Annotated in this window: 8 protein-coding genes and 1 pseudogene; 6 read left to right on the top strand and 3 right to left on the bottom strand. The window is 69.0% G+C overall.

Annotated elements, in window-relative coordinates; translation table 11 throughout:
- Positions 1–293 precede the first annotated feature (293 nt).
- The 4 genes from J5X86_RS44535 to J5X86_RS44520 all read left to right on the top strand — a co-directional run bounded on the left by J5X86_RS44535 (position 294) and on the right by J5X86_RS44520 (position 2,814).
- The gene (locus tag J5X86_RS44535) at positions 294–905 is read left to right on the top strand and encodes a hypothetical protein (protein ID WP_243983082.1); all 612 of its coding nucleotides are present in this window, start codon (positions 294–296) and stop codon (positions 903–905) included.
- 155 nt (positions 906–1,060) lie between these two features.
- Complete coding sequence (locus tag J5X86_RS44530) at positions 1,061–1,672, top strand: RNA polymerase sigma factor (protein WP_208522314.1); 612 nt, start codon at positions 1,061–1,063, stop codon at positions 1,670–1,672.
- On the top strand, positions 1,650–2,249 hold the full coding sequence (locus J5X86_RS44525; protein WP_208522313.1) for a hypothetical protein: 600 nt from the start codon (positions 1,650–1,652) through the stop codon (positions 2,247–2,249). The genes J5X86_RS44530 and J5X86_RS44525 overlap by 23 nt, the downstream gene beginning before the upstream one ends.
- A gap of 283 nt (positions 2,250–2,532) precedes the next feature.
- Entirely contained in the window at positions 2,533–2,814 is a 282-nt protein-coding gene (locus tag J5X86_RS44520; RefSeq protein WP_208522312.1) for a hypothetical protein, read from the top strand.
- An 887-nt stretch (positions 2,815–3,701) separates the two neighbouring features.
- Here the strand turns inward: J5X86_RS44520 and J5X86_RS44515 are convergent.
- Complete coding sequence (locus J5X86_RS44515) at positions 3,702–4,109, bottom strand: DUF3592 domain-containing protein (RefSeq protein ID WP_208522311.1); 408 nt, start codon at positions 4,107–4,109, stop codon at positions 3,702–3,704.
- A gap of 93 nt (positions 4,110–4,202) precedes the next feature.
- Between J5X86_RS44515 and J5X86_RS51460 the strand changes: the two are divergent.
- Positions 4,203–4,334, top strand: a pseudogene (locus J5X86_RS51460) (IS5/IS1182 family transposase); the annotation flags it as partial.
- 321 nt (positions 4,335–4,655) lie between these two features.
- Here J5X86_RS51460 and J5X86_RS44510 read toward each other — a convergent pair.
- Both J5X86_RS44510 and J5X86_RS44505 read right to left on the bottom strand, forming a co-directional pair.
- Complete coding sequence (locus tag J5X86_RS44510) at positions 4,656–7,091, bottom strand: Orn/Lys/Arg decarboxylase N-terminal domain-containing protein (RefSeq protein WP_208522310.1); 2,436 nt, start codon at positions 7,089–7,091, stop codon at positions 4,656–4,658.
- A 99-nt stretch (positions 7,092–7,190) separates the two neighbouring features.
- A complete protein-coding gene (locus J5X86_RS44505) occupies positions 7,191–7,349 on the bottom strand; it encodes a hypothetical protein (RefSeq protein WP_208522309.1) in 159 nt (52 codons plus the stop codon).
- A gap of 596 nt (positions 7,350–7,945) precedes the next feature.
- Between J5X86_RS44505 and J5X86_RS44500 the strand changes: the two genes are divergently transcribed.
- On the top strand, positions 7,946–9,028 hold the full coding sequence (locus J5X86_RS44500) for a PLP-dependent cysteine synthase family protein (protein ID WP_208522308.1): 1,083 nt from the start codon (positions 7,946–7,948) through the stop codon (positions 9,026–9,028).
- The last annotated feature ends 122 nt before the right edge of the window (positions 9,029–9,150 follow it).

Below are 9,150 nucleotides of genomic sequence, written 5' to 3'. Positions count from 1 at the left end.
GACGGCCACCGACGTTCGACAAGGCCGACTACAAGCATCGGCACGCGGTCGAGTGCGGGATCAACCGACTCAAGCGACACCGCGCGGTCGCCACGAGATACGACAAACTCGCCGTCCGCTACGAAGCCACCGTGCTGGTCGCAGTCCTCAACGAGTGGCTGTGACCAGCACTTTCGCAACAGACCCTAGCCGCTGCCGCAAACGTCGCCCTGGGCACGGGCCTGGCCGTCTCTGACCGCGACGAGGCGACTGCGCGCACCGAGGACGTCATCGTCGGCCAGGGCGCCGACCACTTGCCGAACCGTACGGCCTCGGACTGGGTGACCTACGCCGACCATGTCCTTGTCGTCTCGGCCACCAGGGAGAAGGAGATCGCGCCCACCCAACAGGAGGTGGAGCGCGGGGAGGGCACCGTCGGCCGTACCGTTGCCCTGACGGTCGACAAGGTGCTGTGGTCCCGGCCCGACGCGCCCCGCCCGGCGCCGGACACCTGGGAGTACAGCGCCATGGGCTGGCAGTTCCAGGACGGAGACACCGGGAACCGCACGAAGATGGCACTCGACCAGCCGCGGGTCGAGCCGGGTCACCGGTACGTCATGGCGATCAGGTGGGAGGCGGCCACTTGTTCCCCCGGGGACGACCCGGAACCCGCCCGGTGGCAGGGCCTCGGCGAGGGCTCGGAAGTGCCGTTCGACGCAGGCGTCATAGGCCAGGGCGAGTTGGAAGGTCGCCCTCGCACGGCCGCACAGGCCCGTAGCGCGAAACTGAAGGCTGGGGACGATGCCGGACTGGAGGACCAGTTGGCCGGCCGCGAAGAGGCCACCCTGGTCCAGGAACTGAACGCGGCTCAGCCCCATGAGCCGGAGACGTTCGGCCCCGCGCGACCACGCGACAACTGCGCCTGATCCGCAAGGCCGCCGCCGCTCTGTCCCGCGCCCCAGGCGCGGGGCAGAGGAGCCTTCCCGTAAAGGCCCTGCTCTCCGGGAAGGCCGCTCATCGCCCGGCACAGCCGAACGTTTCCGGATGCTCCCCCGTCCTAGGAGGGACAGGGAGGGAACCCATGACCGGACGCCGCCGCACGCTACGCCGTATCGGGCGCCGCGCGGATGCCGCTGACCCTCGCGGGCCTGACAGACACACGCCCGACGCCCGTACGCCCGACAAGACCGACGTGGATGTCTCGCGCGTGCGCGCGATCCTGGCCCTGGGCGGCGTGCCGTGGGGCGACCTCGACGACGGGGTGCAGGAGGTACGGCTGAAGCTGCTGGAACAACACGCCGATCCGGACCGCGCGGCGGTCCGCGACACCTCCGCGTGGAGCAGCGTCGTCGCCACCCGTGTCGCCACGGACTGGCACCGGGCCGGTGCGCGCGACGACGGGCTGCGTGCCCGGCTCGCCGCCCGCTGGGCGCAGCAGCCCGTCGCGGAACATATCGATGAGGACCGCGCGCTGGCCCTCGCGGTGGCCGATGGACTCGGCTCCCTGCCCCCTCACCAGCGTCAGGTACTGACGTTGCGCTACTACGCCGATCTTCCGGTGCGTGACATCGCAACGCTGCTCGGCATCCCCGAGGGCACGGTCAAAAGCCGCCTGCACACGGCCGTGGCCGCGCTGCGGACCCGGCTACGCGAGACGGAGGTGATCCACGGTGACCGAACCGACCGAGACTGAGGAGACCCGGCTGCGACGGGCGTTTGCGCTGATCGGGGACGAGGCCGGGCGTCCGGACCCCGCGGCATCGGTCCGCACCGTCCCGGCGGCGGCTCTCCCCCCGCGCGGACAGCGGCGTGTCCGGGCGGCACTCGCCGTAGCGGCAGCCGTCTGCGCCGCCGTCATCGTCGTGACCGTAACGGTCACTGCCGACGGCGGCTCCGGGACCGACCCCGACACCACGGGACGAGGACAGACGTTCCCGCAGGCTCTCGCCTGCGCGCATGCCGTAGTGGAGGGCGACCTCACCGCGGTGCGCCCCACAGGCCGGGGCCGGATACAGGTAACCATGTCCGTGGACCGGTGGTTCAAGCCCAGCACAGGCCCTGCCTCGGCACGGTTCGACCTCGCTGACCCCGCCGTCGCGGACCCCGCCGAGGCATACGCCGACGGGGACCATCTCCTGCTGCTCGTCCCCCGGCGGAAAGGCCAGATTCCCGACACCTACCAAGGCCAGGAGCTAAAGCCGATGCGCGACCGGATCACCCGCACCCTCCCGGAAGCAGCTCACACCACCTGTCCCCCGGAGTTCCGTTGAGGGACAGTCACAATCCGGTGACCTGCCGCGTACCGTACCCGCGAGCCGGGCCTCCTGATCCCGGAAAGCGGGCAGCGCCGGTGACGCTGTGAATGCGGTCTGTCGCGAAGCGCGATGGGATCTTTAGGCTCTGCTCATGTCGAAGCAGAAGCGGGGCAGGAAGCACCGAACGCCACAGAAGCGGGTCCCGGCCCGTTCCCCGGTACCGCGTCCGCGTACCGCGGTTCCCGCATTGCCGGATGGCAGGTTGCCGCTGCCGGGGAGTCTGGACCATACGGCGCGGATGCTGCAGCACGCGAAGCCGGACCAGCTGGCGGAACTGGTGCTGCCGTATCTGTGGGTGGCCCTCGTTGACGGTCGTGTCCCGGCGAACGTCTGCGTGGACGCGTGCATGACGCTGCGGAACGCCTACGGTCAGCTGCGCGTGCGGGCTGAACTGCTGCCGGTTGACCTGGAGATCCGCCCACACCCATCCGACCAGACGCCGCACGTCCGGTCGTCCTGGTGCTCGCCGAGATGGCTCCGGCCCCGCTCACAGATCCACCTCTCGCCTGAGGAGTGGTAGATCGCCAGACAGTACAGCTGTCCCTGGTAGCGCACGCGCAGTTCGTCGACGGCCTCGAGCGACGGTTCCACCGTCCAGGCCCGCTGCCTCCAGCGCGGCCACGACCTCATGCACCGCGCGCACCGCGCCCAGCGAGAGCTCCGGCCGCAGCCGCAGCGTGCCGCCGCGCCGCGCACCCTGTCCGACGTTCGATGCGGCCACGATGTACGGGTGCCCGCGCAGCGCTTGGTCCACCAAGCCGATGAACCACTCGTGGGTGGAGACATGGACGTACCCGGTGCGCCGCCCGGCGCCGCCCCGGCCGACCGGGTACCCGTGCAGCTGGCCGACAGCGATGTCGCGCTCCCGCTTTGCCCGTGGCCGCCCCAGCGATCCAGTAGCGCCGGCCGCTGGACCGCCGCAGGATCCGCACCTACCGGGGCGGCCCGTCAACCGGAGCACAGGCCCGGTAGATCAGGCCCCTCTCAAGATGGCGATCCACAACGCCTCTCCGCTGACGTAGGCAACGACGCCGACCCCATCGAGAAGCACCCGCCGCGCACGGGCGCCCAGGACGAGACCAGCAGGCCCACCAGGAGGGTGCCCGCCCAACATCCGAGATGCGACAGGTTCTGATCAGACCTGGTCGGCATTGAGGAGCACTCCTGTATCGGGCGTGGTCGGTATGGGAGGTACTTCTCAGAAGTACGGGGGTACTTGTGAGAAGCGGTCGGCGAGGCCGGTACCCCTTGACCACGGGCCCTGACCTGCAGTGTCATCCTCTCGTACTCGGAGCCCGAGGCAAACTGAAGGGCGACTCGAGGAGCAACCCGAGAGGCAACTTGAGGGGCAACTTCACTTCTCACACCACCGGCGCTTCACAGCACGTACAACGCACCACCAGCTGCCTACCGGCCGCCGGAGAGCAACCAGATCGGGACGGCCGTCCACACAATGCCGATCGCGAAAGCAAGCACGACGCCCCCGATCCGTTTCGAGGAGACGTCGAGTCGTGCGCTCTTCGGGACCCCGGGGAGGTAGAGCACCGGGGCCCGACCACTCACGGGCAGACCCTCGACTCCGGAAAGGTTGGACTCGAACTCGTGCTGATTGCCCTGTGCATCACCGAAGCTGACCACCGCGAAGTAAATGGGCTTCTTTCCTACGGTGTGCTTGATGCGGTGGCGGACCACCAGGCCATCGGTGCGGACCCCTTCACGCAGGAGGCGGCGTTGGAGCGCGGCCTCGCGGATACCGATCCCGATGATGACGGGACCTGCCAGTAGAAACAGCCACAGCAACCACATGGTCACCATCCCTCCGCATTTCACGGCTCTTCATGCATCTCCTGTTGCAGGAATGGACGATGCGCCGCGTTGATACGGTTCCTGGCAGGAGCGCTGGGTCATCGAGCGCACTCGTGGCCGGCCGACTACCACCGACTCAGCGCCCGCTACGAACACGATCCCCGCAACTACCTGGCGTTCCTCGGCCTCGCCACCACCCTGCGCTGCTACAAACGCTACCGCCGCCCCACCACATTGGACATGCTGCAAGCCGCCTCCAAGTCCACCGCCGCGAAGCCACGTGCCGATGCTCGCGACCGCGCCGCACTGCGCAGTCCGATGCACCGATGCGAGGACTGGCGCCAGTTCTCCACACCTACGAACATGCTGCATGACCAGCTCGGATGTAATACTCGACACCCACAGCCCTCGTCCCAGAGGATCGTGTAGGTCAAGAAGCGCGCCCCAGCCCGAGCTGGCCACGGACCTGCTCGTGCGGCACGCCCGTCGCCTGCGGCGGTGGACGCGGGCTGGCATCCGCAGTTGAAGGGGCCGACGTCGTCGGAGGAGGCGCTCTCAGGACAGGGCTTCCGCTTCTGGGGGCACGGCGTCATCGGCGAGGGCCGTGGCCGGGTCCGCCGTGGCTGGGGCCGGAACGACAATCTTGCGCGGCTCGCCCAGGGCACCGTGGTGGGCTTCCTCCCCCCGAGACAGACACTCGATCAGATAGTCGCCGGTTTCGGAGTCGATGGTCACCCCGTGGGTCTCGCTGCGGAACCCGGGAAAAGATCGGTCGAACGATTCAAGGGCGGTCAAATAGCGCAGCAGCGGACCGTTCACGGTGCCGATGCCCTCGCCGGGCATCAGCACCGGGATACCGGGCGGCGTGACGGTGACCATGGCCGCGGCCACCCGGCCCGCCGCGTCGGCCAGCCGCACCCGCTCTGTGCCGCCGCGGATCAGCCGCTGATAGCAGAACTGCGGGGGGACGACCGGCTCCGGCAGCTCCTGGAAGGCAGTGTCCAGCAGCTGGACCAGGCTCACCGCACGCAGATAGTCGTGCATCTCCTGGCAGAGCCCGCGCAGCGTCCCGCCGGTGTAGCGGTTCGGGTACGCGGTGACCAGTCCGGGCAGGACACGGTCGAGCGGTGCGTCCTCGTCATAGAGGGACTTGAAGTCCATCAGGGCGTCCAGGAGCGTGCCCCACTTGCCCTTGGTGATGCCCATGGAGAACAGGACCAGGGTGGTGTAACTGTCCGTCTTCTCCACCACCACGTTCCGGGCGGCCAGATAGGACGTGAGGACCCGGGCGGGAATGCCCCAATCGGCCATTCTACCCGTTGCGTTGATCCCCGGGCAGGTCACGGTCACCTTGAGGGGATCGAGCATGCAGTATCCCTGGCCGAGCCCAGGGAATCCGTGCCAATCCGCCCCGGGCTCCAGCTCCCAGCACGACGGTTCCGTACGCAGCAGCTCGGCCGGGGCCTCGTCGAAAGGCAGCCGCTCACCGCTGGACGGATCGGTCACCGTCTCCGGCTGCCAGACCCCGAAGAACCAGGCGGGACGATCACCGGCGGCCTTGATGCGACGGCCGATCCGCACCACCGCCTGGCGGAAGCGGACCGCCTCGGTCACCGCCTCGTCGATCAGCCAGCGGCCTTGTGGCCCGTCCATCATCGCGGTGGCGACGTCCAAGGAGGCGATCATCGGATACAGCGGAGAGGTGGTGCCGTGCATCATCAGCGCCTCATTGAACCGGTCGTGCTCCACGGGGGCTCGGGGGGCGGGCTTGATGTGCACCATGGCGCTCTGCGACAGCGCGGCCAGCAGCTTGTGGGTGGACTGGGTGGCGAAGACGGTGGGCCGATGCGGGCCGGGGAAGGTGTCGGGCCCTACCGACATCCCGTAGCGCCCGGCGTAGAGGGGGTGGAAGCGGGCATAAGCGAACCACGCCTCGTCGAAGTGAACCCGGGGCGTGCTGGCCGCGAATCCTCGGGCGACCTGAACCGCGTCGTAACACAGGCCGTCGTAGGTGGAGTTGGTGAAGACCGCGTACTGGGCCCGGGGGGAGAGCGCGTCGCGCGCCAGCGGGTTTCCCCCGATGCGGGCGGTCACGGTATCCGCCTGGATCTCGCCCGGGGGCAGCGGCCCGGAGAGACCGTAGCCATTGCGCGTAGGGATCAGATACACCGGCCGCGAGCCGGAGATGACCAGGCCGTGCAGCACCGACTTGTGACAGTTCCGGTCCACGAGGGCGATCTCGTCACGGGTCACGCTGAAGTGGCCAACCAGGCGATCGCAGGTCGAATCGCCGTGGAGGACGAAGTACGTGAGGTCGGCGCCGAAGACCCGGGCGGCGTTCCGCTCCGCCTCGCCGATGGGCCCCGTGTGCTCGAAAAGGGAGCCGAGCGCCTCGACCGAGATGGACAGATCGCTGCGGAACAGCCGCTCCCCGAAGTAGTCGTGGAAGGCCCGGCCCACCGGTGACTTCAGAAACGCGACGCCGCCGGCATGGGCCGGAGTGTGCCAGGAGTACTCGTGCGTATCGTCGAAGTGGCGCAGCGCCTTGAAGAACGGCGGCAGAACGGCCTCGCGGTAGGCGCGGGCAGCGCTGCAAATCCGTCCGGCGATGAAAGCGGCGGTGTCCTCCTCCGGCCAGACGTACCCGACCACGGTCTCCGACACCCACAGCGGCAGGTCCTCGAAGCCCTCGTCGGCCGCGATGAGGAAAGCCGGCAGACCCTGGAACCGCCGTCCGACGTCGCACAGCACCGCGGCACCGCCCGGCTCGCCGTCCGGCCTGCCGTCCGGATCAAGCTCCCAGTCCACCAACGCCGCTGCCAGACCGGCCTCGGTGCGCAGCACCGTCCGGGCCTCGGGGCCGGTACCGGCCCACCGCACCGCGAACCCGGCGGCCTCGACCGCCTCACGGATCCTGCGCAGCTGCTCAGCCCCGGCCGTGTCACCCCCGGGATGCTCCCGGACCGCGAACAGAACCGTGTTGCCCGTCATTTCCCCTCCTCAGCTTGCCACCCCTGTCCGTCAGAGTTTCCGGGGCCAGACGCACGCACGGCGGCACAGCCGGGGAAAGACCACCCGGAAGAAGGAAAATCACCCCGCACCGCCTGGACGGATCCAGGCGGCGTCGGCGACCGAGAGCCGGTGGGTAGCGAAGGCGGTGACGGCGAGCAGGAGCAGGGCCGGTCCGAGAGCGCAGGAGGGGCCGTTGTGCAGGAAGAGCAGTGCGTCGGCGAGGGCTCCGAGGAACATGGCGAGGACGGACAGGATCCGGCGGCTCGAGATCCAGGCGTACCCCGGGAGCCAGACCGGACGGCTTCGCGCCCACGTACACGTCGCCCTCGGCGATCCAGAACAGTCCCACCACGGCCATGGGTTGCTCACTTCCCCCGACGACAGCACCGCCGTCGTGTCACACATCAAACGGTCAGATCGTCCTCCGCAACGCGCGAAGGAGCCGGGCAGTCCCCGCTTCCCGACCCCACACACGCTGCCCGAACCGTCAGGGGATGTCTCTCCGGGCTTCGCGGGCCTGCGATGCCTGGCACGGCACCTTGCCTCCTCGTCGCAATATCCAAGTACGCCCAGCCGGATCAAGATGCTCAAGCGCCAGATGTTCGGCCGCGCAGGCTTCCAACTCCTGTGCAAACGCGTCCTGTTGGCGTGACAGACAGTGACCCCCACATGACCGTTCTCACCGAAGCCAGCCGCCGTGCCATCCAATCCAGTCGACCAAGCAATATGGCCGAGCCGAAGCGTGGTAGCAGGCGCAGTGGCAGGTTCGTTGTCGACAATGACCGCTGAGCATGGCGACCTGCCCGGTGCCGCGGCTCCAGTAGGGTCCGGTCATGACCACGGAACACCCCAACTCGTGGGCTGCCGACGCGATCCGGCGGGTACGGACAGGCGGCCTGCATCTGACACCCACGCCCCTGCGCCCGCTTCCGCTGCCCGCGATCCGGGACGTCGAGATCTACATCAAGGACGAGTCCGCGCATCCCACCGGCAGCATGAAGTATCGCCTGGTGCGGGCCATGTTCTGTGAGGCGATCGCCAGCGGCGCTATCAGGTCGGACACGCCGGTGATCGCGGCTACGAGCGGAGCGGTTGCTGTCGCCGGAGCCCACTTCGCGAGACTGCTGGGCCTGGTGTTCACCGCCGTCGTACCGGCGAAGACCTCTGCGGACGTCCTGGCCAGGATCGAGGGGGAGGGCGGACGGTGGCAGGTGGGTGAGCAGCCGCCCGCCGCGGTGCAGGAGGAGGCGAGGGCGTTGGCCGAGCAGCTCGGCGGCCACTTCCTGGACCACTTCAGCGACGCGGAGCGGGCGGTGGCCGGGTGTGGTGAGCCGACGATCGCCGACGAGATCTTCGATCAGATGAGCGGGGAACCGCACCCGATCCCGGAGTGGATCGTCACTGGTGCCGGAACCGGAGCGACCTCGGCAGCGATCGGACGCCACCTGCGGCGACACGGTCATCCGACCCGGCTGGCCGTGGTGGACCCGGAGAACTCCGCCTACTTCCCCGCGTGGGCGAGCGGGTGTGGCGACTACACCACGGGGATGCCCTCGCGGATACCTGGCATCGGTCGCCCACGCACCGAGCCCGGCTTCCTGCCAGCGGTGATCGACCTGATGATCCCGGTACCGGACGCGGCCTCCATTGCGGCCCTGCGGTGGCTTCGTACTGCTGCCGGAATCGAAGCCGGACCGGCGACCGGCACCAACTTCTGGGGAACGTGCTACCTCGTGGCACGGATGCGCCAAGCCGGGATGCAGGGCAGCGTCGTCACCATCATCGGCGACGTCGCCGATCCGTACCGGAACACCCACCTCAATACGGAGTGGGTGCGTGCGCGGGGACTCGACCCCGCGCCGTACGAGGCCGACATCGAGCTCTTCGCCCGCACCGGGGACTGGCCGGTCGGGTAGCAACCCGCGTGGGGTGCACGGTGCGGTGAGGATGGCCTTGGCCCAGTGGCAGCGGGGATCCCACAGGCAGCGACACGGATCCCGGTCTTGGCCGGCCTGGTGGCGGCATTCCGGTGTCCGCG

The organism is Streptomyces sp. NEAU-YJ-81 (genome assembly GCF_017592595.1).
Taxonomy (GTDB): Bacteria; Actinomycetota; Actinomycetes; order Streptomycetales; family Streptomycetaceae; genus Streptomyces; species Streptomyces hygroscopicus_B.
This window is presented reverse-complemented; position numbering and strand designations above follow the sequence as displayed.

Bases quoted from the DNA above. Each gene is read 5' to 3' on its own strand.
- J5X86_RS44510 (WP_208522310.1), bottom strand. From the start codon at position 7,091: ATGACGGGCAACACGGTTCTGTTCGCGGTCCGGGAGCATCCCGGGGGT.
- J5X86_RS44530 (WP_208522314.1), top strand. From the start codon at position 1,061: ATGACCGGACGCCGCCGCACGCTACGCCGTATCGGGCGCCGCGCGGAT.
- J5X86_RS44515 (WP_208522311.1), bottom strand. From the start codon at position 4,109: ATGGTGACCATGTGGTTGCTGTGGCTGTTTCTACTGGCAGGTCCCGTC.
- J5X86_RS44505 (WP_208522309.1), bottom strand. From the start codon at position 7,349: ATGTTCCTCGGAGCCCTCGCCGACGCACTGCTCTTCCTGCACAACGGC.
- J5X86_RS44520 (WP_208522312.1), top strand. From the start codon at position 2,533: ATGCTGCAGCACGCGAAGCCGGACCAGCTGGCGGAACTGGTGCTGCCG.
- J5X86_RS44500 (WP_208522308.1), top strand. From the start codon at position 7,946: ATGACCACGGAACACCCCAACTCGTGGGCTGCCGACGCGATCCGGCGG.